The 21,997-nt window shown below is 58.3% G+C and carries 22 protein-coding genes; 7 read left to right on the top strand and 15 right to left on the bottom strand.

The features are described from left to right. Window positions 1-8 precede the first annotated feature (8 nt). Together CFB02_RS12530 and CFB02_RS12525 are read right to left on the bottom strand one after the other, a co-directional pair. Entirely contained in the window at window positions 9-647 is a 639-nt protein-coding gene (locus tag CFB02_RS12530) for a ChrR family anti-sigma-E factor (RefSeq protein WP_088558235.1), read from the bottom strand. Then, window positions 644-1,243 (bottom strand): sigma-70 family RNA polymerase sigma factor, encoded by a 600-nt coding sequence (locus tag CFB02_RS12525; protein WP_039881993.1) that lies wholly within the window; start codon window positions 1,241-1,243, stop codon window positions 644-646. Before CFB02_RS12525 ends, CFB02_RS12530 begins: the two co-directional genes overlap by 4 nt. Before the next feature lie 239 nt (window positions 1,244-1,482). Between CFB02_RS12525 and CFB02_RS12520 the strand changes: the two genes are divergently transcribed. Next, entirely contained in the window at window positions 1,483-2,520 is a 1,038-nt protein-coding gene (locus CFB02_RS12520) for an AraC family transcriptional regulator (protein WP_088558234.1), read from the top strand. 6 nt (window positions 2,521-2,526) lie between these two features. Here the strand turns inward: CFB02_RS12520 and speA are convergent, their stop codons facing one another. Next, window positions 2,527-4,437 (bottom strand): biosynthetic arginine decarboxylase, encoded by a 1,911-nt coding sequence (gene speA / locus CFB02_RS12515; RefSeq protein WP_088558233.1) that lies wholly within the window; start codon window positions 4,435-4,437, stop codon window positions 2,527-2,529. A gap of 178 nt (window positions 4,438-4,615) precedes the next feature. Here speA and speE point away from each other — a divergent pair, with 178 nt between their 5' ends. Continuing rightward, complete coding sequence (speE, locus tag CFB02_RS12510) at window positions 4,616-5,497, top strand: polyamine aminopropyltransferase (RefSeq protein WP_088558232.1); 882 nt, start codon at window positions 4,616-4,618, stop codon at window positions 5,495-5,497. Between the two features lie 80 nt (window positions 5,498-5,577). Here speE and CFB02_RS12505 read toward each other — a convergent pair whose 3' ends face one another. Then, window positions 5,578-6,858 (bottom strand): ammonium transporter, encoded by a 1,281-nt coding sequence (locus CFB02_RS12505; protein WP_088558231.1) that lies wholly within the window; start codon window positions 6,856-6,858, stop codon window positions 5,578-5,580. Between the two features lie 73 nt (window positions 6,859-6,931). Next, on the bottom strand, window positions 6,932-7,270 hold the full coding sequence (glnK, locus tag CFB02_RS12500) for a P-II family nitrogen regulator (RefSeq protein ID WP_008173268.1): 339 nt from the start codon (window positions 7,268-7,270) through the stop codon (window positions 6,932-6,934). A 381-nt stretch (window positions 7,271-7,651) separates the two neighbouring features. On the opposite strand from glnK, the gene CFB02_RS12495 reads away from it, so the two are divergent. The 3 genes from CFB02_RS12495 to trmB all read left to right on the top strand — a co-directional run bounded on the left by CFB02_RS12495 (window position 7,652) and on the right by trmB (window position 10,306). Next, complete coding sequence (locus CFB02_RS12495; RefSeq protein WP_014575880.1) at window positions 7,652-7,906, top strand: accessory factor UbiK family protein; 255 nt, start codon at window positions 7,652-7,654, stop codon at window positions 7,904-7,906. 63 nt (window positions 7,907-7,969) lie between these two features. Continuing rightward, entirely contained in the window at window positions 7,970-9,502 is a 1,533-nt protein-coding gene (locus tag CFB02_RS12490) for a YifB family Mg chelatase-like AAA ATPase (protein ID WP_088559245.1), read from the top strand. A 72-nt stretch (window positions 9,503-9,574) separates the two neighbouring features. Continuing rightward, entirely contained in the window at window positions 9,575-10,306 is a 732-nt protein-coding gene (gene trmB, locus CFB02_RS12485) for a tRNA (guanosine(46)-N7)-methyltransferase TrmB (protein ID WP_088558230.1), read from the top strand. 17 nt (window positions 10,307-10,323) lie between these two features. On the opposite strand, the gene CFB02_RS12480 is transcribed toward trmB, so the two are convergent. From CFB02_RS12480 to CFB02_RS12435, 10 genes are all read right to left on the bottom strand, one after another. After that, window positions 10,324-10,857: a hypothetical protein gene (locus tag CFB02_RS12480; RefSeq protein WP_088558229.1), complete on the bottom strand. Its 534-nt coding sequence runs from the start codon at window positions 10,855-10,857 to the stop codon at window positions 10,324-10,326. After that, entirely contained in the window at window positions 10,857-12,023 is a 1,167-nt protein-coding gene (hemW, locus tag CFB02_RS12475) for a radical SAM family heme chaperone HemW (protein ID WP_088558228.1), read from the bottom strand. Before hemW ends, CFB02_RS12480 begins: the two co-directional genes overlap by 1 nt. 5 nt (window positions 12,024-12,028) lie before the next feature. Further along, a complete protein-coding gene (gene rdgB, locus CFB02_RS12470) occupies window positions 12,029-12,628 on the bottom strand; it encodes an RdgB/HAM1 family non-canonical purine NTP pyrophosphatase (protein ID WP_088558227.1) in 600 nt (199 codons plus the stop codon). Window positions 12,629-12,634: 6 nt separating this feature from the next. Continuing rightward, entirely contained in the window at window positions 12,635-13,090 is a 456-nt protein-coding gene (locus CFB02_RS12465; protein ID WP_088558226.1) for a DUF4426 domain-containing protein, read from the bottom strand. Between the two features lie 2 nt (window positions 13,091-13,092). After that, window positions 13,093-13,692 carry a methionine biosynthesis protein MetW gene (metW, locus tag CFB02_RS12460; protein ID WP_008174176.1) on the bottom strand — a complete coding sequence of 200 codons (600 nt, stop codon included), beginning with the start codon at window positions 13,690-13,692 and terminating at the stop codon, window positions 13,093-13,095. Further along, window positions 13,689-14,837, bottom strand: coding sequence for a homoserine O-succinyltransferase MetX (gene metX / locus CFB02_RS12455; protein ID WP_088558225.1), 1,149 nt, complete (start codon window positions 14,835-14,837; stop codon window positions 13,689-13,691). Before metX ends, metW begins: the two co-directional genes overlap by 4 nt. Window positions 14,838-15,230: 393 nt before the next feature. Next, complete coding sequence (locus CFB02_RS12450; protein ID WP_088558224.1) at window positions 15,231-17,195, bottom strand: dynamin family protein; 1,965 nt, start codon at window positions 17,193-17,195, stop codon at window positions 15,231-15,233. Window positions 17,196-17,438: 243 nt separating this feature from the next. Further along, window positions 17,439-18,023: a YggT family protein gene (locus CFB02_RS12445; RefSeq protein ID WP_088558223.1), complete on the bottom strand. Its 585-nt coding sequence runs from the start codon at window positions 18,021-18,023 to the stop codon at window positions 17,439-17,441. Window positions 18,024-18,045: 22 nt separating this feature from the next. Next, complete coding sequence (proC, locus tag CFB02_RS12440; protein ID WP_014575886.1) at window positions 18,046-18,879, bottom strand: pyrroline-5-carboxylate reductase; 834 nt, start codon at window positions 18,877-18,879, stop codon at window positions 18,046-18,048. Between the two features lie 61 nt (window positions 18,880-18,940). Continuing rightward, the gene (locus CFB02_RS12435) at window positions 18,941-19,645 is read right to left on the bottom strand and encodes a YggS family pyridoxal phosphate-dependent enzyme (RefSeq protein ID WP_088558222.1); all 705 of its coding nucleotides are present in this window, start codon (window positions 19,643-19,645) and stop codon (window positions 18,941-18,943) included. Window positions 19,646-19,785: 140 nt separating this feature from the next. Between CFB02_RS12435 and CFB02_RS12430 the strand changes: the two genes are divergently transcribed. Together CFB02_RS12430 and CFB02_RS12425 are read left to right on the top strand one after the other, a co-directional pair. Continuing rightward, a complete protein-coding gene (locus CFB02_RS12430) occupies window positions 19,786-20,820 on the top strand; it encodes a type IV pilus twitching motility protein PilT (protein WP_008174189.1) in 1,035 nt (344 codons plus the stop codon). A gap of 42 nt (window positions 20,821-20,862) precedes the next feature. After that, complete coding sequence (locus CFB02_RS12425; RefSeq protein ID WP_088558221.1) at window positions 20,863-21,984, top strand: PilT/PilU family type 4a pilus ATPase; 1,122 nt, start codon at window positions 20,863-20,865, stop codon at window positions 21,982-21,984. Window positions 21,985-21,997 lie beyond the last annotated feature (13 nt).

The following is a 21,997-nucleotide window of genomic DNA, read 5'->3' as shown; positions in this document are numbered from 1 at the left end:
GTGGAGGGTTACCGAATAAAGGGATTGAGCATCCGAGTAAAGGTGCCCGTAAGCTTCACCGGAGCACTCAACACGGAGAGTGTTATGCAGTCCTCGCAGCCAACCGCCACGGGCTTGTGTTCGTCCTCATCGTTCAGGACCACGAAATCCCACTGGTTAAACACCCCTTTTTGGTCTGCAAACGCACCCTGAAGAACGATGGTCGTTTCCTCCCCGCGATGCGTATGGGCAGGCGCTTTGCCGCCGGCAGCGAGTTTCTGGAGCACAACCTGTTCTTTCTGGCCAGGAAACCGGTCAGTGATGTCCAGCACGCTCACATCGCCCAGCTGACGCTTCCAGGGCAAGCTGTTGAGATCTTCACCCAGAAGCTTCTGCAGGGCGCTGACCCTCAGGAAAACCGGTGCTGCAGATTCAGATGCAGGCTCGCTATCGATCTTCGAAAGAATGCTGTCGAACATACTCTCAGAGACAGTCACCTTTGGCTGCTGCTCCATCATCACAGCCCCAAGACTATCAAGCGTGTCCACACGGCTGCGGCAGTGGGAACACTTGTCCAGGTGGAGCTTGATGCACAGAGCATGGGGCTCGCTCAGGTTACCTGCGCTGTACTCCATCAGGCTCAGGCTGTCGGGATGGTGCCGTGTCATACGTTCTGGTCCTGCAAAATCACTTTCAGTTTATTCAATGCCAGGCGGACCCGGCTTTTCACGGTGCCAAGAGGAATGTCCAACTCGTCCGCAACCATCTGGTGCGACTTGTTTTCCATGTACACCTTGGCTATGACCGTAATCTGTTCTTCCGGCAAATGACTCAGGGATTCCCTGATTCGCCGTTCGGACATGAGACGGTGCAAAGAGGTGACCGGCTCGTTTTCGTTTTCACCCGGAATCTGCCAAAGGTCTTCTGTCTCGACCGGCATCTCAGCACTGGTACGCTGCATCTTCCTCAACATATCGATCCGTTGGTTACGGGCAATGGTGAAAATCCAGGTTGATGCGGCTGCCTTGCGCCAGTCGTAGAGGCATGAGCGCCTCCAGATCGACACGAAAACTTCCTGCACGAGCTCTTCCGCGTGACTCGCCAGACCATTTGCCATGGCGTAGTACTTGATTTGCGGGCCAAAATGCTCGAACAGTGCGTGATACGCTTCCCGATCCTGGTTCTTGCCCACTTTCTGCAGCATTTGGCTCCATTGGTCCTTGCGGCCCTCGGAACTTGCTGGCTTTTGATCCAGTGTGGTCACCGGACGCTCCTTGACAGTCGCATGATTTGAGCTTGTTCTGGTCATCATTCTATGCACTCGTCCCGGGTTTGTCAGTGTCTAGATTTACGGATCGGTGAATCAGGTGGATCAGCCTGTGTGAAAAAAAACACAGCAAGCTGGCATCAGGGACGGTTTTTGATCGTCTCGCAGGTGATTGCCGGAATCGGCAGAGCGGTCTAGTCTGAGCAATAAATCGACTCCGGACGACAAACACTTCCATGAATGCTCCCGGCTTTACCGGAAACCTGCCCGTTATCCGGGCGCACTATGCGGACATCCTCTGCCAGTTGGCGGAGGACCGTGGCCTGCAGCGGACCCGGCTATTGTCGGCTTCCGGTATTCGCCCATCCATGCTTGGTCATCCGGACAATTTCATTACTGTCGAGCAGTTCAGTGCCCTGTGTCGCGAAACGCTTGTCCAGAGTGGTGATCCAGCCCTCGGGCTTGAGTTCGGAAAGCGGCTGAAGTTTACGACCCACGGCTCGCTGGCTCAGGCAGCCATTAGTTGCGATACCCTTGAGCAGGCGCTTACGGTACTGATCAAATATTTCCAGATCCGCTTTGTCTACATGAGCCTTTCGTTCTTCGTGGAGGAACATGAGGCCGTGATCCAGCTGGACTTGGCCCACAGCATTGAGGACCTGTACCGGTTCAATGTTGATGTGGTGATGGCGTCACTGATGGATGTGAATCTCCTGCTTTTTGGCCATCGACTCCTGGATGGCGGGCGATGCCTGCTGGATTTTCCTGAGCCTGACGACCTCTCGGCCTATCGACAGCTGTTTGGAAGGCAGATTGCGTTTGGCAGTGGCGTGAACCAGCTGCGGTTCAAACGGGTTTTTCTCGACTCCCCCATGTCACTGTCGAATCCGGTGACCCGTCGGATTGCCGAAGCCCAGTGTCAGGAGGAAATGCGATTCATCGAGGGTTCCACGTCGGTTTCGGACCGGGTGGTGCGCCTGCTCGAGACGGGGCGAAGCCAGCGGTTACCGGCCCTGGAGGATGTGGCGGAACACCTGAAAATGTCCACCAGGACGCTGCGCAGGCAGTTGGCATCCGAAGGGGTGCGATTCCAGCAACTGCAGGATTCCATTCGCCACCGCCGAGCCCTTGAACTGCTGCGTCGCAATGAGCTGAGCATTGATGAGATAGCCGACGCTCTGGGCTACAGTGACCCCTCCAACTTTGGCCGTGCCTTCCGCAAGTGGGAAGGCGTTTCTCCCAGTGCCTGGCGTCGGGAGCATCAGACACTCTGACGTGAGCTATTCCTCGAGGTAGGTATAACCATCCAGGCCGGCGGCCAGCTCTGCCATTAGCTCGGCCTGCGTTTCCGCTGCAAGGGCGGAGGCGGCAAACTTGCCCCTGTAGGCCTCCATCAGGGCCTCGGGTTCAAAGTTCACATAGCGCAACACCTTGGCGACGGTGTCCCCGGTGATGGGGGCGCTGATCTCGTAACCGCCTTCCGGCGTTAGGCGGACATCCACGGAATGGGTGTCGCCGAACAGGTTGTGCATATCGCCCAGAATTTCCTGATACGCGCCGGTCATGAAAAAGCCCATCAGCAAAGGCTCGCCCGACCGTTCTTCGGGCAGGGGCAGGGTGGTTTCGGTGCCCTGGCCATCGACGTAGCGGTCGATACGCCCGTCCGAATCGCAGGTAATGTCCTGGATAACTGCCCGCCGGTTCAGGGGGCGATCCAGGCCGTTGATCGGCATGACCGGGAAGATCTGATCAATGCCCCAGACATCGGGCAATGACTGGAACAGGGAAAAATTAACGAAGAGTTTTTCCGCCAGTTTCTCATTGAGTTCGTCGATAATTTCCCGGTGAGCCCGGTTGCTGCTGTCCAGCTGATCCCGGAGCAGTCGACAGCAGCGGGTGTACAGGGTTTCAGCATCCGCCCGCTCCTGGAGCGACAGTACGCCGTGGGCGAACTGGGCGTGAACATCGGCCATGGCGTGGAGCACGTCATGGTAGATCTCAGCCAGTGAGCGGGGGGTGTTTGTGTCCTGCAGGCTTTCAAGGTCGCGCCAGAGATCGTGCAGCGGCGCAGAGGCAGTCGCCCCCGGTTGTTGCGGTGTCCGGTTTTCCGGTGCTTCGTGGTCGATCACGTTGGTTACAAGCACGGAGTGATGCGCGGTCAGGGCTCTGCCGGATTCGCTGATCAGATCCGGGTGAGGCGTACCGTGGCGATCACACTCTGCCTGCAAAACATGCACGACATTGTAGGCATACTCGTAAACGCTGTAGTTCATGGAGCAGCTACTGCGTGAGCGAGTGCCCTCGTAATCTACGCCCAGGCCCCCGCCGATGTCTACCGTGCCAATTGGGGCCCCCATCTGGCGCAACTCGCTATAGAAGCGTGCACATTCCCGGAGACCGGTCTGGATGTCACGGATGTTGGCAATCTGGGAGCCAAGATGGAAGTGCAACAGTTGCAGGGTGTCCAGGGCTCCCGCCTCGCGCAGGGTGTCTACGACATCCAGGACCTGGCTGGCAGATAGTCCGAATTTCGACTTTTCACCGCCTGTGTTCTGCCAGTTGCCTTTGCCGATGGTGGCCAGCCGGGCCCGAACTCCGATCAGCGGTGAAACGCCCAGGCTTTTTGCCTCTTCCAGGATGAGTGGCAGTTCTGATTTCTTCTCGACCACGATGAACACCCGGTGGCCGAGAGTCTGCCCAATCAGGGCCAGACGGATGTACTCCCGATCCTTGTAACCATTGCACACAATAACCGATCCGGGTTGCTGCGACATTGCCAGCACCGCCATCAGCTCCGGCTTGCTGCCCGCTTCAAGCCCGATCTGGCCGTTGGCGGCGGCGGGCTCGGCAGCCAGCAGCTCTTCGACCACGCGGCGCTGCTGGTTGACCTTGATGGGGTAAACCGCGGTGTAGCCACCCTGGTAGGCGTGCTCCTCTGCAACCTTGTTGAAGGCATTGCAGAGTTTGTTAACGCGGTCGTGCAGGATGTCAACGAAGCGCACAAGTACCGGCAGCTGGACCCCGGACTCGGTCAGCGTCCGGGTCAGTTCGGGCAGATTGATGCGGGCCGGGCTGTGGCCACGATCCGGGCGGATGAGCACCTGGCCCTGATCATTGACACCGATGTAGCCATCGCTCCAGTGGGCAATGTTGTAGACCTTGTGGGCCGGGGTGGCGCTGGCTTCGCTCATGCTTGCTATCCTGTCAGGAAACACTGGCCGCCATTGTATGGATTCCCATCCCCGGCTAAAAGCATCGGCTGCGGAAAATACATGGCGTTTCACCGCGATTATCGCTTTAGCTCACGGTGGGGCATCCCTACAATACGCCCTTTCAATTCAGCCCATGGCCCACAGCGGGAGGCAAGACATGACAGCACTCAATGACGACTGGTTTACCGAGGTATTCCAGGATCAGGGAACGGCGTTCTCCCTGCAGGTGAAAAAGAAGCTCCACGAGGAGCAGACACCGTTCCAGAAACTGGAAATCTACGAGACCGAGACCTTCGGCAACCTGATGGTGCTGGATGGCTGCGTGATGCTGACCACCCGCGATAACTTTCTTTACCACGAAATGATGACCCATCCGGCTCTGTTTACTCACAGGGATCCCAAAAAAGTGGTGATTGTTGGCGGTGGTGACTGCGGCACTCTGAAAGAGGTGCTCAAACACCCGGGCGTTGAAGAAGCTTGGCAGGTGGAAATCGACGAGCGTGTTACCCGCATGTCGGAAAAGTACTTCCCGGAACTTTGCGAAGCGAACAGCGACCCGCGCGCCAACTTCTTCTTTGGGGATGGCATTCAGTGGATGCGAGACATTGAGCCGAACAGTGTTGACCTTATCATCATCGACAGCACCGATCCGGTCGGTCCGGCTGAAGGCCTGTTTGCCCTGGATTTCTATCGGGATGCCATGCTGGCCCTGCGTGAGGGTGGCATTATTGTCCAACAGAGTGAGTCGCCGCTGCTGCACACTGACAGTATCATCAAGGGAATTCACGAGGATATGCGAAAGGCGGGGTTCGAGCACGTGCAGACGTTGCCATTTCCTCAGCCGGTTTACCCGACGGGCTGGTGGAGTTGCACCATGGCCAGCAAGGAAAATCCGATCAAGTACTTCCGGGAGGAAGACGCCAACAGCCGACCCTTCGTTACCCGCTATTACAATGCCGGCGTGCATCGGGGTGCGTTGGCCATGCCCCAGTTCATGTTGGATGCGCTGGAAGATCAGGTGCTCCCTGGGGAAGGCTGAGGCTTTGTTCAGTTCAAGATCATGCCATAAAAAAGGGCGCCCCGAGGGGCGCCCTTTTTGATCATGCCAGCCGGCGATCATTACTTCTGGCTGACAAACTCCGGATAGGCTTCCATACCACACTCGGACAGATCCACACCTTCGTACTCTTCTTCTTCCGAGACCCTGATGCCCATGACGGCTTTCAGGATGCCCCAGACGATCAGACTGGTGACGAATACCCAGATGAAGATGGTGAGCATGCCGACCAGCTGGCCCATGAAGGTAGCGTCTGAGTTGGACAGGAGGACCGCAAAGATACCCCAGATGCCGACCACACCGTGAACAGAGATGGCACCGACCGGGTCGTCAATGCGTAGCTTGTCCATGGTTACGATGGAGAACACAACCAGGGTGCCACCAATGGCGCCGATGATGGTGGCCAGCAGGGGAGACGGATTCGCCGGTTCTGCAGTGATCGCAACCAGGCCAGCCAGAGCGCCGTTCAGGGCCATGGTCAGGTCCGCTTTGCCGAACATCAGGCGTGCCACGATCAGGGCAGCGATCAAGCCGCCGGCTGCAGCCGCGTTGGTGTTCAGGAAGACGTTGGCCACTTCGTTGGCGACACCGATACCACCCAGTTTCAGGGTTGAACCACCGTTGAAGCCGAACCAGCCCATCCACAGGATGAAGGTACCAAGCGTTGCCAGGGGCAGGTTGGCGCCCGGGAACGCGCGGATTTCACCTTTGGCGCCGTATTTACCCTTACGGGCACCGAGCAGAAGAACGCCTGCCAGGGCTGCTGCTGCGCCGGCCATGTGGACGATACCGGAACCGGCGTAGTCGCTGTAGCTCAGCTCGTACATGCCGAATACCGCGTCGCCGTTCCAGGTCCAGGAACCCTGCATCGGGTAGATGAAGCCACACATAACAACGGCAAAGCCGAGGAAGGCCCAGAGCTTCATACGCTCAGCCACGGCACCGGAAACGATGGACATGGCGGTTGCAACGAAGACAACCTGGAAGAAGAAGTCAGAAGCGCCGCTGTATTCGCCCATGTCGCCGAAGCCGGCTTCAGTGGAGGCTGCAATAACGCCGGCAATCGCTGCGTCGTCCATCTCGGCAACAGTTGTTACACCGCTCAGGAAGATACCGCCGTCGTACATGATGTCGTAGCCGACAATCAGGTACATGGTACAGGCGACCGCAAACAGGGCCACGTTCTTGGTCAGGATTTCGGTGGTGTTCTTGGCACGCACCAGGCCGGCTTCCAGCATGGCAAAGCCAGCGGCCATCCACATGACCAGGGCACCGCAAATCAGGAAGTAAAAGGTATCCAGCGCATACTGGAGTTCAAAGATGTGATTAAGATTGCTTTCCATATGAAGCCCTCCGCACGAGGCTTTTCAGGTTATAAATTTTTTTGCGTTGGCTGATCGAAAAATCAGAGCTGGTTCAGACCGCTTCTTCGCCGGTTTCGCCAGTCCGGATCCGGATGGCTTGAGCCAGTTCAGTCACGAAGATCTTGCCGTCACCGATCTTGCCGGTGTTGGCCGCCTTGGTGATGGACTCGATAACCTGGTCCAGAAGGTTGTCGCCGATAGCAACTTCCACCTTCACCTTGGGCAGGAAATCCACCACGTATTCCGCGCCACGATAGAGTTCTGTGTGGCCTTTTTGCCGCCCGAAGCCTTTGACTTCAGTGACGGTTACGCCTTGTACGCCAATCTCGGATAGTGCCTCACGGACATCATCCAATTTGAAAGGCTTGATGATCGCTGTCACAAGTTTCATTGCTTTCTCCTTGGTAAAGCCGTCTCAACAGTGAGGGCCCGTCGGCCGGTTGTTGAGCTCGGGATGCTGCCACCTCGCACACCAATTGTGCGGATTGCCTACGAGAGCTTTAGCATCGTGTATGCCAACGCAAAAAAATAGTTCAAAAACAATAAGCTACGATATCAGCGTACCAGAATGGCGCAAACTTGTGCACCAAAATAGAGCGGGTAGCCGGCCAGTGAGCCAATTTGGAGCGGGCTCCCTGGCTCTTCGCCACTTATCATAGGGTCGACCACCTACAGTATGGCAGGGGCTGCGGTGTGATACACTCCCGCTAACCGGCAACCGGCCCTGTCTTTTAGTCGAAGCCGGATATTTCAGGAATTTGTGAGGTGACGTGTGAAAGGTCCACAGGATATTTTTTCCCAGCTGCAGGGCCAGTTTGGCCAGTTTGTTCCCGACATGGCTCGCGCTGCACGGGAAGATTTTGAAACCCAGGCCCGGGCCACCGTGATGGCCGTTCTGTCTCGCCTGGAGTTGGTAACCCGGGAGGAGTTTGACGCTCAGCAGGCAGTCCTGCTGAAGACCCGTGAAAAGGTGGACGCGCTCGAGAAGCGGGTGGCCGAACTGGAAAATTCCCTGCAGAAACAATAAATCCCGGACACGTCCGGCAGGATGCCGGGCAAACAGTTCCGGTTATTACCATGGATGGTTGTCATGCTTGCTATTGTTCATTCCCGCGCCGCCATTGGCGTGTCAGCGCCTGCCGTTACCGTTGAAGTTCATCTCTCGGGCGGCTTGCCCGCGCTCTCGATCGTGGGCTTGCCGGAAACCGGTGTAAGGGAGAGCAAGGAGCGCGTCCGAAGCGCGCTTCTTAACGCCGGTTTCGAATTTCCCGCCCGAAGAATTACCATCAATCTCGCCCCCGCTGATCTGCCAAAAGAGGGTGGCCGGTTCGATCTTCCCATCGCCCTGGGCATTCTGGCAGCGTCTGGTCAGATCCCGGTCGACAGCCTTTCCGACTGCGAATTCGTCGGCGAATTGTCCCTTGATGGTGCACTGCGCCCTCTGAAAGGTGTTCTGCCGGCCGTGTTGGCCGCACGAGAGGATGGTCGGGCCTTACTGGTTCCCCACGCCAACTCCGAGGAAGCGGCACTGGCAAGCCAGGGTGACCTTCTGGCCGCCGGCCACCTGCTGACCGTGTGCGAACATCTGAGTGGTCGAGCCCGTCTTGTGCCGGTGCCCAGGTCTCCCCTGGACGAAGCGCCGGGCGGCACCCGTGAGGTGCCCGATCTGTCGGATGTCCGCGGCCAGCAGGTCCCGCGACGCACGCTGGAGGTGGCGGCAGCGGGTGGGCACAATCTTCTGTTCTTCGGTCCCCCGGGAACCGGCAAGAGCATGCTTGCCAGTCGCTTGCCCGGAATCCTGCCTGGGCTGGATGATGCGGCGGCCATGGAAGTGGCGAGCGTGCATTCGGTGGCGGGTCTGCCGGTTCGGGCCGGTGGCTGGCGTCAGCCGCCTTTCAGATCGCCTCATCATACTGCATCGGCGGTTGCTCTGGTGGGCGGCGGAAGCAGCCCGAGGCCGGGGGAAATCTCCCTGGCACATCGGGGCGTACTGTTTCTCGACGAGTTGCCGGAGTTCGAACGACGGGTGCTGGAAGTGCTCCGGGAGCCGATGGAAACCGGGGAGATCTCGATCAGCCGGGCGGCGCGTCAGGTCAATTTTCCCGCGCGCTTTCAGGTTGTTGGCGCGATGAACCCGTGCCCTTGCGGTTACAGCGGTCATCCCGGCATCGAGTGTCAGTGTACGCCGCAACAGGTTGCCCGCTACCGGTCGAAGATCTCCGGGCCTTTGCTCGACAGGTTTGATTTGCACGTTGAGGTGCCGGTACAGGGCGGCGACGTGCTGATGCGCCAGGGTGGGGACGGCGAGGACAGCGCCACAGTCCGGGAGCGTGTTCGGGCTGCCAGAGCCCGACAGTCAGAGCGGGGTTGCCTGAACGCCGCGCTGTCTGGTCGGGAATTACAGGCTGCATGCCGACTGGACGCACAGGGTGAGCAACTGCTTACCGGTGCCATGGAGAAGCTGGGGCTTTCAGCCCGGGCGTTGCATCGCATCCTTCGGGTGGCCCGCACGCTGGCGGATCTGGAAGGCTGCGAGGAACTGCGGCAAAGCCATCTGGTTGAAGCGCTGGGCTACCGGCAGCTGGACCGACAGCAGGGCCGTAACTCGGTGGTCTCCGCCTGAGCCGGGACACTCTGGTAAACTAGTGGCAAATCCCGTTAAACATGACCCGCTGCCTGCGGTTAAGGATTGCAGATGACAGACCAGAAAGAACCGCAAGATCCCAAAGAGGCCGCCGATTCGCCGGTCACCACCCGTCGCGGTGTGCGCAGCTTTGTTTTGCGCCAGGGCCGGATGACGGAAGGCCAGAAAAAGGCGTTCGAGCGGAGCTGGCCCAAGTACGGGCTGACCCGTGAAGACGGAATGATTGATCCCAGGGAAGTGTTCGGCCGCGACAACATGCTGAACCTGGAAATCGGTTTCGGTATGGGCCGGTCCCTGGCCGAGATGGCTGAGGCCGCTCCCGAACAGGATTTTATCGGGGTTGAAGTTCATCAGCCCGGTGTTGGCGCGTTGCTCAAGGAGATTGAGGACCGTGGCCTGGAAAACGTCCGGATTTACAGTATTGATGCCAACGATGTGATTGACCTCTGCCTTCCGGATGCGTGCCTGGATCGCGTGATGGTGTTCTTCCCCGATCCCTGGCACAAGAAAAAGCATCACAAGCGCCGGCTGATCCAGCACGAGTTTGTCCAGCGGGTTCGTCACAAGTTGAGGGTAGGCGGCATTCTGCACCTGGCGACCGACTGGGAGAATTATGCCGAGCATATGCTCGAGGTGATGAGCGAGTCCGAGGGCTTTGCCAACACCCAGGAGACCGGTGGCTATTCGCCGCGCCCTGACGATCGTCCAATCACCAAGTTTGAGAAGCGGGGCGAAACCCTCGGTCACGGTGTCTGGGACCTGTTGTTCTATCGCACCAATTAAGAGGTGTTGATCGGGGGTCAGTGATGCGCGAGCGGGTGGCGCCGTGACGCCCGGATGATGACCAGCCCGGCGATGCCGAGCGTGAGCGCGGTGAACTTGATAAGAGCGCATAGGGTTGCGGACAGGCTCATTTCATCGGTGGGTGGGTTGAAGTTGTTCATGAGCAGAAAGTTCTCTGCGCCATCGCTCAGGCCAGCAGTAACAAACAGCGCACGTATCCACCGTGCAACCATCCGCTCCCTGACTCCAGGCCGGTCGCGGGTGAAATGCCTGGTGAGATGAATCAGGGCCAGCATGTAGGCAGGGATGAACAGGAAGTCCAGCCACAGTGAAACCTTCGCCCAGGCAACCCCTTCGCTTCCCCAGCTGCGAAAAATGGCGTGGGCCTGATCGGCGGTCCCGGCCAGTTGATAGCTCACGATACCCTGGGGTGCTGATGCCGTCTGCAGAGGCTGGTTGACCATAAGCAAAGCGAACAGCAGCACGGCAGCCACCACCAGGCTGGCTTTCAGGCTTTTGGGAAATGCTGCCACTCCGTGTGCAGGGTCCATTACAGAAAACGCTCCAACAGGCTGTTAAGGTATCTCTGGCCCAGGTCGGTTGCCTGGAGTCGATCGCTTACCAGCAGCTTTTCATTCCGCAGTTGTTCAAGTTTTACCCCAACTGTTGTCAGGGGTAAACCCGTTCGGTCAGAAAAAAGGCTTTCATCCACTCCTTCTTTCAGTCTGAGGGCGTTCATCAGGAATTCCAGCGGCAGATCGTCCACGGCGATCGCATCAGAACCGGCCGTTCGGCTGCCGATCCGGTTCAGGTAAGCTTCAGGCTGCCGGGTCTTCCAGTATCGCCTGATATTCCCGTCGGCCAGGCTGATCTTGCCATGGGCCCCAGCCCCAAGTGCCAGATAGTCCCCGAATGTCCAGTAGTTCAGATTGTGACGGGAGGCGCTTCCCTGGAGGCTCCAGGCCGAGACTTCGTAATCCTCGTAGCCTTGTTCATGCAGGTAATCGGAACCCCGGCGATAGATGTCCCAGAGATGATCGTCGTCGGGCAGTTCTGGCGGACGGCTGTAAAACTCGGTATTGGGCTCGAGGGTCAACTGGTACCAGGAGAGATGCGGTGGTTTGTAGTCCAGGGCAGTCTGTATGTCCTCAAGTGCCTGCCCGGGTGTCTGGTCCGGCAGGCCGTGCATCAGGTCGATGTTGAAGTTATCGAAGCCGGCGCGGCGAGCGGCGCGTATGGCCCGGTGGGCGGCATCGGAGTCGTGAATACGCCCCAGGGCTTTAAGATGGTCGGAGTTGAAACTCTGGACCCCGATGGAGAGACGGTTTATTCCCGCTGCCCGAAAAGCGTCGAAGCGGCCGGCTTCGAGTGTGCCGGGATTGGCTTCCAGGGTAATTTCGGCATCTGTCGCGAAAGTAAGACGCGCCCGCAGTTCCCGGAACAGGCGATCGTAGAAGTCGCCGCTCATCAGGGACGGAGTGCCGCCTCCGATGAACACGGTCTCTATTGGTCGATCGGTGGCAAAGGCCAGGTCCTGGTCGAGATCTTCGAGCAGAGCCTGCAGATAGGCGGATTCGGGGATTGTCCCGGTGAAAGCGTGGGAGTTGAAGTCGCAGTAGGGGCACTTCCGCACGCACCAGGGTACGTGAATATAGAGGCTCAACGGCGGCCTAACCGCCGCTGGCTGCTGATCGTCCCCGGGGCTGGTATTACTCAACTGTTTCAGGCCTCGGCCTTCAACTGATCCAGCAGAATCTTCAGGGCGCGTCCGCGGTGGCTGATGCTGCCCTTTTCGGCGCGAGACAGTTCCGCCGCACTGCAGCCGTGCTCTGGTGCCAGGAACACCGGGTCATAACCGAAGCCGCCATCGCCCTGAGGGGATCTGAGGATCGAGCCCGGCCAGCGGCCATGGCAGATGATCGGGGTCGGGTCTTCGGGATGGCGCAGGTATACCAGCACACAGTGAAACTGGGCGCCCCGTTGCCCGTCCGGCACGCCCGCCATGGCGTCGAGCAGCGCGTCCACATTGTCCTGATCGGTTGCATCATCGCCGGCAAAGCGGGCAGAGCGCACGCCCGGACGGCCCTCAAGCGCGTCCACCGCCAGACCACTGTCGTCAGCGAGGGCTGGCAGCCCGGTTTCCCGGGCAGCGTGGCGCGCCTTGAGAATCGCGTTTTCTACAAAGGTAACCGCGGGCTCCTCGGCTTCACCGACGCCCAGATCGCCCTGGGCAACCGGCGTCATCCCTAAAGGCGAGAGCAGTTCGGTCAACTCGGCGATTTTGCCTCTGTTATTGCTGGCGATGACAAGTCGGTTGGTCATATAGGCTTAATCGCTGAACAGTGTGTGAGCAAACCGTACCGCCAGGTCCTGCTGGTGTCCGGTAGGGCGTGCGGTAATGTTGAAAGTCATCAGTTCGCCGGAGGAATACTGATACTCGGCAATAAAGTACACTGAGTCGCCCTCCTGGATGCGGCGGAACGCCAGGAAGCGCACCTGCTGGACATCGTTGGTTACCTTGCCTTCCACCTGGCCGCTCACCGGGGACATTGAGCCATCCTCGTTTTCTTCCATGATTGCGATATTGACGATGCCTATGCCCTTGCTCCGCTGAAGATTATTGGCTTGGGCGACTTCCGGAGCCAGGAAGGTGCTGGGCAGGACACTCCAGAGTACCTTGTAGTCTCCGAAATCCTTGGAGCCGGCCTGTGCCTGCAGGCTGAACAGGCCAATCAGCGTGATTGCCAGCAGCGTACGGAATGTGGAAAAGGTTTTTGCGATCATTGCTAGGTCTCCCGTGTGATTCGGTAAATGGCAATTTCGCCCAACAAGTTCGGCCAGAGACGAGCCAGCCAGCTGTTCTGGTGCTGGCCGTCAACCACCCGGCGGCTTTTGATCCTGATGCCTTTCTGACGGCACAGTGCCTCAAAATCCTTGAAGGTGCACAACCTTATGTTGGGCGTGTTATACCATTTATACGGCAGTGCCTCGGATTCGGGCATACGACCGCTCAAAGTCAGTCCCCAGCGCAATCGCCAATGGGCAAAGTTGGGGAAGGTCACGATGCCTTCGCTGCCAACCCGCAGCATTTCATCCAGTACCCTGTCAGGACGCCGGACCGCCTGAAGCGCCTGGGTCATCAGAACAATATCGAAACTGCCATCTTCAAAGTTCCCCAGCCCCTGGGTGTCCAGGTTCTGTTCGATAACCGCCACTCCACGGCCCATGCAGGCGGTGATGTGGTCCGGGTTTATCTCCAGGCCGAAGCCACTGGCACCCCGTTCCCGCTGGAGGAAATCAAGAAGAGTGCCATCGCCACAGCCCAGGTCCAGAACATGGTGGCCGGGCTGAACCCACTGCTGGATGATTTCGAGATCCGGTCTCATGCGCCGACCTCCCGTGCTACCCGGTCCATATAGGCGTTAAAGATGTCAGTGTAACGCGGGGTCGGAATCAGAAACGCGTCGTGTCCCCAGGGTGCGTCCACCTCGGCGTAGCTGACCTTCCTGCGCGCGCCAATCATGGCATTGACCATTTCTTCCGAGCGGGCCGGCGTGAAGCGCCAGTCGGTGCTGAATGACAACACCAGGTATTCGCAACTGGCCGCTGCCAGTGCTTTCGAGAGGTCGCCGCCAAATTCGTAGGCCGGATCAAAGTAGTCCAGGGCACGGGTCATCAGCAGGTAGGTGTTGGCGTCAAACGATTCGGAAAAGCGCTCGCCCTGATAGCGGAGGTAGCTTTCGACCTGGAACTCCGCGTCATAACCAAACTTATAAGCCTGGTCACGGAGTTCGCGGCCAAATTTCTCGCCCATGGAGGCATCAGACAGGTACGTGATATGGCCAACCATCCGCGCCAGCATAAGACCACGCCTGGGAACCGTATTAAAGTCGTAATAGCGCCCGTCGTGAAACTCCCGATCAGAGGTTATTGCCTGGCGTGCCACTTCATTGAAGGCAATATTCTGGGCGGTCAATCGCGGAGTGGACGCAATCACCACCGCATGCCGAAGGCGATCGGGGTAGTCCAGGCTCCACTGCAGGGCCTGCATGCCGCCGAGGGAACCGCCAACAACGGCGGCCCAGCATTGAATGCCGAGCCGATCTGCCAGCAGCGCCTGACTCTTGACCCAGTCGCCGACGGTGATAACCGGAAACTCCGGGCCAAAGGACTTTCCGGTTTCGGGATTGATGCTGTTGGGGCCGGTGCTGCCGTGGCAGCCGCCCAGATTGTTCAGGCTGACAACGAAAAAACGATCGGTATCGATGGGTTTCCCGGGGCCGATACAGCTGTCCCACCAGCCGGGTTTGCGATCCTCGGCAGAGTGGTAGCCGGCAGCGTGGTGGTGGCCGCTCAAGGCATGGCAGATAAGAACGGCATTGCTGGCGTCGGCATTCAGGGTGCCGTAGGTTTCCACCACCAGGTCATAGTTTTCCAGGGACTGGCCGCAGGCCAGATCGATGGGAGCGTCGAAATGATAGGTCTGCGGGGAGACAATCCCGACAGAATCCGCAGGCAGGGTATCAGGCATCGGCGCGAATGGTTCCTGGTTCGATCCGTAAGTGTCTGGAAAAGCAATGACAAAGCCATCGCCAGCCCAGCAGTTTAAAGCCGGGGCGTGATGGCTGCAACCGCCTGAATGGTCGCGCTTGCTGGGCTTAGTGTCCCGTATGGCTCATGCCTTAATCTACTGCTTGCCTCTGAGAATTCTGAGCTAGGCGCCAGTCTGCAGATGTGGTGGTTCCACATCAAAGGCTGGCAACGCAGATTCAGAGTTCTCAGAGGCAAGCCCTTCGGGAGCATCTGAAAAGCCGAATGGCGTCGTTCTGCTGTCTCGATTTGGAACCACCAAATCTTCACCAGTACGCCTAGCCCTTCGGCTTTTCAGAAGCTCAGTAGGTTAAGGCATGAGCCAGACGGGACACTACACGGCGCCGGAGATGTTCACCACTTTTTGCTGGATCAGGGTGGGGGCCGGTTTGCGGATCTGGCGCTGCATCGCGTCGGCCAGTTCCAGTTGCCTGCGCAGGTCGGCAATGGTGTTGGTCAGGCGCAGGCGCTCGGTGCGGCTGTCCTTGTCGTTGCGGACCATATCGCGAAGGCGCCGGATCTGGTGCTCCAGAAGCTGCTTCTGCTCCATGGAATACTGCATGATCGGTAGCAGGGCTTCCGATGGCCAGCGCTCAACGTCCTGGCGTACACGGGCATGCAGGGTGCGGGCTTCGCCCACCATGACATTGAAAAAACGGCGAACCAGAACCGACTGCTCGGTGAGCAAATTCTTCGGACTGATGCGGAAGCGTCTCGCTTTCTTGCGCAACTCGCGGATGGCAATGACATGGCGCCCGGCCCGCAGCGGGATGGGCTCAAGGTGACGGGCCCGGTTGTCTTCGTTATAGCGACGGTAAATCGCGCCCACCATTTTTTCGGCCAGGTGCCCTTCGCTCAGAAGGTTGGTCAAGTCGCTTTCAAGCAGTTCGAAAAACTGATCCATGGCGCGGTTCATCCCGGCAGTGGTCCAGCTCTTCGACATACTGGTACGTACATGTTCCGCATGGGCTTCGAAGCGGTCTTCGCTCACCAGCTTCTTCAGCAGGTCGCCCTGGGAGTCCATGAGGCGACGGCTGGAGCGCAGGGTTATCAGCTTCTTGTAGTAAAAGTCGTAGTCTTTCTGGGCGCGTTCTGCGAGGCGGCCCAGCGCTGCCTTGTCCATGGTAACGCCCGCGCACGCCTGGAGTTCTTCCTCCAGGGATTCGAGGCGGTACTGCATGGCTGCCTGGCTGTTCTGGAGCATGCCCAGCAGGTCGTTGATCAGACTCTGGGTGATCAGCTGTTCCTTGTGCATGAGGATGCGCTGGATGATCAGCTGCTCAAGCTGATTGATATTGGAACGCTCAAACAGGTCGTTGTCTTTCTTCACCCTTGCGACCAGCCCCTGCTTGGCAGAAACCGGGATAACATCGTGCTGGCGCATGCCCAGGTGGTCGGCCGTGTAACCGCGCACCCGCTCAATCGCCTCGTTGGTGTGGCGCTCGCCCTGGAGGTCATCCCAGAGCACGTCGATCTTGTTCAGCACGGCAAAGCGGCCGGCGCGATGATCGGCGTGCTGGGTGTCGATGTGCTCTTTCCAGATGGTCATGTCGCTGGCGGTCACACCGGTGTCGGCACTCAGCACGAAGATCACCGCATGGGCGCGGGGCAGCATGCTGATGGTCAGTTCCGGCTCGGAGCCAAGGGCATTCAGGCCCGGCGTATCGAGGATCCGCAGGCCGCGCTCGAACAGGGGGTGACGAATGCTGATCTGGGCATTCCGCCAGGCTGGCACCAGAACGTTACCGGGGTTGTTGCGGTCATGCTCCAGCATATCTTCGTCGAAGCCGAGCTTCCGCGCCTCATCCGGCGGTACGCTCTTAACTCGCGCAACTTCGGCCAGCACCTCCCGCATGATTTCCGGGTCGCGCTCATCCAGTTCATGTTTAACCCAGCGTTCCGGCTGCTTGCGCAATTGCTGCAGGGACAGGTCGCCGTTTCGGGTCTCGATGGGGAGCAGGAGCAGGTAGTTTTCATTGGCGCTGCGATCGAAGAACAGCTCGGTGGGGCACATGGTCGTGCGCCCCGCCTGGGACGGCAGCATGCGCTGGCCATACTCGGAGAAGAACAGGGCGTTGATCAGTTCGGTTTTACCGCGGGAGTATTCGCCGACAAACGCAATGGTCAGTTCATCCTCAATGAGCAGCTCCAGCCCGTGGCGTATGCGGGTGCTGACATCGTCGGAGAACAGATTGTTGTCCTGCAGCCACAACCGATACCTGCCGATCTGGCGGATCAGCTCTTTTTTCCAGTTGTGATAAGCCTCTACCTGCTGCGACAGAGTTCCCTGTTGGTTCATCGGATTTTCCTTCTGCGCGACTTCCTGGTATCCCGGTCAGAACGGGGTGCTCACGGGTGACGGATTAATTACCGGTAATACTATCCTGTTATTTATAAGTTTGTGGCTGGGCTGGCGTGGAGGAAATGGCCAAACTTGCCGGAAATTCAATAAAAAAGCTGCAAAATCAGTCACATGACTTTGCAGCTCGGGAATGATGGATTTCGTGGCTAAGTGTTACAAAGTGTATATTTGAGACGGGGTTTACATACCGAGCCCGATAGAGCCGAGACCTGCCGCCATTTTCATGTGTTCAATCACCACTGAGATCACGTTCAGAATCAGGAAAACGATGATGGGTGACAGGTCCAGGCCGCCCATGGAGGGCATGATGTTGCGCACCGGGCGCATGACCGGCTCGGTGATCTGGGCGACCAGCTGGATGGCCGGATGGCCGCTGCCCGGCGCGATCCAACTGACAACCACCACTGCAATCACCGACCAGAAATAGATCTTCACGATCAGGTCCAGTACGTTCAGTACCGCCCACACCACCAGCGTAATCGGATTTATGGCCGGAATGCCGCCGTTCAGCGCCACCAGAATCAGGAAGAAGGTGATGGCCTGAATGATGACTGCAAGAACCAGCGAAGCTCCATCGAAACCGCCCAGGCCAGGAATAACACGCTGTAGCGGGCGTAGTGGTGGATTGGTGGCCTTGACCACGAATTGAGTGATGGGATTGTAGAAGTCGGCCCTGGCCAGTTGAAGCAGGAACCGAAGCAGCACAATGGTCAGGTAAAAGGTGGATGCGATGAGCAGGATGGTAATCAGAATATCTGCCAGCATGAAGCCGTGTCTCCGTTATCGGTTACTGTTTGCCTGCCAGTTCTTTGGCCATTTCTTCCGAACGCTTGAAGGCGGCCTTGTACGCTTTGGCTACCAGATCGCGCATACCACCTTCCTCGAACGTGTTGATGGCCTGTTCGGTGGTTCCACCAGGAGACATCACATTACGCTTGAGCTGGCCGGGATCGTGCTCGCTTCGACCGGCCATTTCCGCGGCTCCGGCCATGGTCTGGATAGCCAGTTCCCTCGCGGTTCCGGCGGCGATGCCGGCTTCGGTGGCCGCTTCCTCAAGCGCCTCAAGCATCAGGAAGAAATAGGCGGGGCCGCTGCCGGAGAGAGCGGTAACCGCGTGCAGCAGGTTTTCGTCCTCAACCCACAGTGCTGACCCGATGCTTTCGAACACCGATTCCACCATCTTCTTCTGCTTGTCTTTCACTTCTTTGTTGGCGAACAGGCCTGCAGCCCCTTTGCCCACCAGGGACGGTGTATTGGGCATTACCCGGACCATCGGCAGGCCGCCACCAAGCCAACCGTCGAGGGTATCCGCTGTCAGGCCGGCGGCGATGGATACCATCAGCGGGCGAGTGTTCTGGACCACTGGTGCAATGTCGCGACAGACATCGGCCATGACCTGGGGTTTCACCGCCAGAACTACCATGTCAGCCTGCTGGGCGCAGTACCGGTTGTCTGTGGTGACGCTAACGCCAAAGCGCTTGCGGATTGTCTGCAGGTGCGCGTCATCCGGCGCGCTGACCCAAATATTGCCGGCCTTATAGCCGTTATCCAGCATACCGCCAATGATGGCGCTGGCCATGTTGCCGGCGCCAATAAAAGAAATGGTTGGTGATGTGCTCAAGGTTAACTCCCCGGTTGATCGGTTAAACGTCCGGCCCTGATCATAGCAGGAACCGGCCGGTTCAGCTCTTTACTGGGCGTTTGCCGAATAGGGCGGTGCCGACCCGTACCCAAGTGGCGCCTTCCGCAATCGCGACTTCCAGATCGCCGGACATGCCTATCGACAGTGTGTCGAGTGGGCCGGCGTCGGGATGGTCTGACCGCAGCTGTTTCAGAGTATTGGCAAGTTTCCGGAAACTGGCTCTCAATCCTGCTTCGGGCTGATCCGGATCCGGAATGGCCATGAGGCCTCGCAAGCTAAGGTTCGGCAAATCGCCTATTTCGGCCACCAGATCCGGCAGTTCATCCAGAGTGCAGCCGGATTTGCTCTCTTCCTCATTAATATTGACCTGAAGACAGATATTCAATGGCGGCAGCGCAGGATCGCGCTGTTCGCTCAGGCGACGGGCAATCTTGAGGCGGTCGACGCTGTGCACCCATGAAAAGGCGGAGGCCATCTGTCGCGTCTTGTTGGACTGGATCGGCCCGATGAAATGCCAGTCGACGCCCTCGAGATCTGCAAGCGCCTCCATCTTCTCGAGGGCCTCCTGCAGGTAGTTCTCACCGAAGGCCCGCTGCCCGGCAGCGAAGGCTTCCCGCAGGTCTTCCGGTGGTCGGGTTTTGCTGACGGCGAGCAAATGCACAGACCCGGGCGCACGGCCTGCCTGCAATGTTGCTTTTTGTATGCGTCGGGTTACGCTCCCGATGTTGTCTGCTATGCTGCTCATAGTGTGAGAATGCCACGCTCGGTCTGTCACTTGTACGGTGACACGTTACCCGCAGGTCACTGAAATGCCAAGTGAACCGCGCCGGGGCCCCGCCGGGCGGAAGCTACCGGGATAAAAGAAAAAGCCTTCCGAGGATTCCTATGGATATTACTGAACTGCTTGCCTTTTCGGCGAAACAGGGTGCGTCTGACTTGCACCTCTCTGCCGGTTTGCCCCCGATGATTCGTGTTGATGGTGATGTACGCCGCATCAACCTGCCGCCCATGGAGCACAAAGAAGTCCACGGGCTCATCTACGACATCATGAATGACAAGCAGCGTAAGGACTACGAGGAATTCCTGGAAACCGACTTCTCCTTCGAAGTTCCGGGTGTCGCCCGTTTCCGTGTTAACGCTTTTAACCAGAACCGTGGCGCAGGCGCCGTGTTCCGGACCATCCCTTCCAAAGTACTGACCATGGAAGATCTGGGTATGGGGCAGGTGTTCAAGGACGTGTCTTCAGTGCCTCGTGGTCTGGTACTGGTGACCGGCCCGACGGGCTCGGGTAAGTCCACCACGCTGGCGGCGATGATCGATTACATCAACGACACCCGCTACGAACACGTTCTTACGATTGAAGACCCCATCGAATTCGTACATGACTCAAAGAAATGCCTGGTGAACCAGCGGGAAGTGCACCGGGATACTCTGGGCTTCAACGAAGCACTGCGCTCGGCCCTGCGGGAAGACCCCGACATCATCCTGGTTGGTGAGCTCCGGGATCTGGAAACCATCCGTCTGGCGCTGACAGCGGCTGAGACCGGCCACCTTGTATTCGGCACCCTGCACACCACCTCCGCGGCCAAAACCATTGACCGTGTGGTCGACGTTTTCCCGGCAGAGGAAAAGTCCATGGTGCGGTCGATGCTGTCTGAATCCCTGCAGGCGGTTATTTCCCAGACCCTGATGAAGAAAATGGGTGGCGGCCGTATTGCCGCGCACGAGATCATGATCGGTACGTCTGCGATCCGGAATCTGATTCGGGAAGACAAGATCGCGCAGATGTATTCGTCGATCCAGACTGGCGGTTCCCTCGGCATGCAGACATTGGATCAGTGCCTTGAGCGGCTGCTGCAAAAAGGGCTTATCTCCCGCGAAGCGGCGCGGGCCAAGGCCAAGATGCCGGATAACTTCTGACACGGTGCGTTCGGCGCCGAACAATGAAAATTAGGTAGAAAAATGGAATTCGAAAAACTGCTTCGTTTGATGGTGGAAAAAGGTGGTTCGGACCTGTTTATTACAGCGGGTGTGCCGCCAAGCATGAAGGTGAACGGGAAGGTTCTGCCGGTCACCAAGAACGCGTTGACGCCGGAGCAGACCAGGGAGTTCGTTTACGGCGCCATGAACGACAAGCAGCGCGCTGAATTCGAGGAAACCCATGAGTGTAACTTTGCAATCAGTGCCCGTGGCATTGGCCGTTTCCGGGTTTCTGCCTTTTTCCAGCGCAACCTGTGCGGCATGGTGCTGCGTCGGATCGAGGTAAAGATTCCGCAAATCGACGATCTGTCGTTGCCGGAGGTAATCAAGGAACTGGCCATGACCAAGCGTGGCCTGATCATGTTCGTGGGCGCTACCGGTACCGGTAAGTCGACGTCCCTGGCGGCCATGCTCGGGCATCGCAACCGCAACAGCCGTGGCCACATCATTTCCATCGAAGACCCGATCGAATTCGTGCACCAGCATCAGGGTTGTATCGTCACCCAGCGCGAGGTGGGCATTGATACCGAGAGCTTCGAAGTAGCCCTCAAGAACACCCTGCGCCAGGCACCAGACGTTATTCTGATTGGTGAGGTTCGTACCCGGCAGACCATGGAATATTCCGTGCAATTCGCCGAGACCGGTCACCTGTGTCTGGCCACCCTGCACGCCAACAACGCCAACCAGGCGCTGGACCGGATCATCCAGTTCTTCCCGCCGGAACAGCACAACCAGATCTGGATGGACCTGTCCCTGAACCTCAAGGCGATCGTCGCCCAGCAGCTGGTGCCAACGCCAGACGGCAAGGGCCGCAAGGCGGTTATTGAGGTGCTGATCAATACCCCTCTGGTGTCAGACCTGATTCGTAAAGGTGAGGTGCATCGTTTGAAGGAACTGATGGCCAAATCCAACGAATCCGGCATGCAGACCTTTGACCAGGCGCTTTATCACCTGTACGCGGAGGGTTCGATTACCTACGAGGATGCCCTGGCTCATGCTGATTCTGCCAACGATCTGCGCCTGATGATCAAGCTGGGTGCTGACGCCCAGGGAGCCGACAAGCTCTCGTCTTCCGTCGACAAGCTTTCCATTCAGGATGACTGAGTACCGGCTCAGA

It is taken from the genome of Marinobacter sp. es.042 (assembly GCF_900188315.1).
Taxonomy (GTDB): Bacteria; Pseudomonadota; Gammaproteobacteria; order Pseudomonadales; family Oleiphilaceae; genus Marinobacter.
This window is presented reverse-complemented; position numbering and strand designations above follow the sequence as displayed.

Bases quoted from the DNA above. Each gene is read 5' to 3' on its own strand.
- CFB02_RS12530 (WP_088558235.1), bottom strand. From the start codon at position 647: ATGACACGGCACCATCCCGACAGCCTGAGCCTGATGGAGTACAGCGCA.
- CFB02_RS12520 (WP_088558234.1), top strand. From the start codon at position 1,483: ATGAATGCTCCCGGCTTTACCGGAAACCTGCCCGTTATCCGGGCGCAC.
- speA (WP_088558233.1), bottom strand. From the start codon at position 4,437: ATGAGCGAAGCCAGCGCCACCCCGGCCCACAAGGTCTACAACATTGCC.
- speE (WP_088558232.1), top strand. From the start codon at position 4,616: ATGACAGCACTCAATGACGACTGGTTTACCGAGGTATTCCAGGATCAG.
- CFB02_RS12505 (WP_088558231.1), bottom strand. From the start codon at position 6,858: ATGGAAAGCAATCTTAATCACATCTTTGAACTCCAGTATGCGCTGGAT.
- glnK (WP_008173268.1), bottom strand. From the start codon at position 7,270: ATGAAACTTGTGACAGCGATCATCAAGCCTTTCAAATTGGATGATGTC.
- CFB02_RS12490 (WP_088559245.1), top strand. From the start codon at position 7,970: ATGCTTGCTATTGTTCATTCCCGCGCCGCCATTGGCGTGTCAGCGCCT.
- trmB (WP_088558230.1), top strand. From the start codon at position 9,575: ATGACAGACCAGAAAGAACCGCAAGATCCCAAAGAGGCCGCCGATTCG.
- CFB02_RS12480 (WP_088558229.1), bottom strand. From the start codon at position 10,857: ATGGACCCTGCACACGGAGTGGCAGCATTTCCCAAAAGCCTGAAAGCC.
- rdgB (WP_088558227.1), bottom strand. From the start codon at position 12,628: ATGACCAACCGACTTGTCATCGCCAGCAATAACAGAGGCAAAATCGCC.
- CFB02_RS12465 (WP_088558226.1), bottom strand. From the start codon at position 13,090: ATGATCGCAAAAACCTTTTCCACATTCCGTACGCTGCTGGCAATCACG.
- metW (WP_008174176.1), bottom strand. From the start codon at position 13,692: ATGAGACCGGATCTCGAAATCATCCAGCAGTGGGTTCAGCCCGGCCAC.
- metX (WP_088558225.1), bottom strand. From the start codon at position 14,837: ATGCCTGATACCCTGCCTGCGGATTCTGTCGGGATTGTCTCCCCGCAG.
- CFB02_RS12450 (WP_088558224.1), bottom strand. From the start codon at position 17,195: ATGAACCAACAGGGAACTCTGTCGCAGCAGGTAGAGGCTTATCACAAC.
- CFB02_RS12445 (WP_088558223.1), bottom strand. From the start codon at position 18,023: ATGCTGGCAGATATTCTGATTACCATCCTGCTCATCGCATCCACCTTT.
- CFB02_RS12435 (WP_088558222.1), bottom strand. From the start codon at position 19,645: ATGAGCAGCATAGCAGACAACATCGGGAGCGTAACCCGACGCATACAA.
- CFB02_RS12430 (WP_008174189.1), top strand. From the start codon at position 19,786: ATGGATATTACTGAACTGCTTGCCTTTTCGGCGAAACAGGGTGCGTCT.
- CFB02_RS12425 (WP_088558221.1), top strand. From the start codon at position 20,863: ATGGAATTCGAAAAACTGCTTCGTTTGATGGTGGAAAAAGGTGGTTCG.